1 pseudogene is annotated in these 603 nt (G+C 75.3%); it reads left to right on the top strand.

Annotation, left to right across the window (positions count from 1 at the left end):
- Positions 1–603, top strand: a pseudogene (locus tag WCD58_RS33555) (hypothetical protein); the annotation flags it as partial.

Genomic DNA, 603 nt, shown 5'->3' with positions numbered 1-603 from the left:
CCAGCGCGAACTCAAACTGCGGCGCATCGAAGGACTCAAAGACCTCGTCAACGACGCCACCGGCCCCCACGGCATCGCCTCTGACGCCCGCCGCGACCTGGGCAACGCCACCGACGGCACGACCGACGACGCCGCCGACGCCGTCACCGACGACGGCGCGACCGACGACGGCGCGACCGACGACAGCGCGACCGACGACAGCACGACCGACGACAGCACGACCGGCGACACGGTCGCGGATGCGCTGATCCCTGCGCCCCGCAGCCCGGAGCCGTCCGGGCACCCGGCGGGACGTACCGCGCGGGCCGAGCGGCCGGGGCGGGCGCTGCTGACGATCACCCTCGACCAGCGCTGGCTCACCGACACCCTCACCACCCGCGGCCGCCACCGTGGCTACGGGCTGCTCGACTCCGGCGCCCCGGTCCACCCCGCCACGCTGCGCCGGTGGGCCTGCGACGCCGACATCGTCCCCATCGTCCTCGGCGCGAAATCCGAGCCCCTCGACGTCGGCCGGCTCCAACGCACCGTCACCGACGCCATCCGCCGCGCGCTGAACCTGCGAGACGGCGGCTGCGCGTTCCCCGACTGCACCCGCCGCCCCCG

Origin of the sequence: Actinomycetospora flava (assembly GCF_037400335.1) — a bacterium.
In the GTDB taxonomy this organism is placed as follows: Bacteria; Actinomycetota; Actinomycetes; order Mycobacteriales; family Pseudonocardiaceae; genus Actinomycetospora; species Actinomycetospora flava.
The sequence above is the reverse complement of the archived record's forward strand: the minus strand, read 5'-3'. Positions and strand labels throughout refer to the sequence as shown.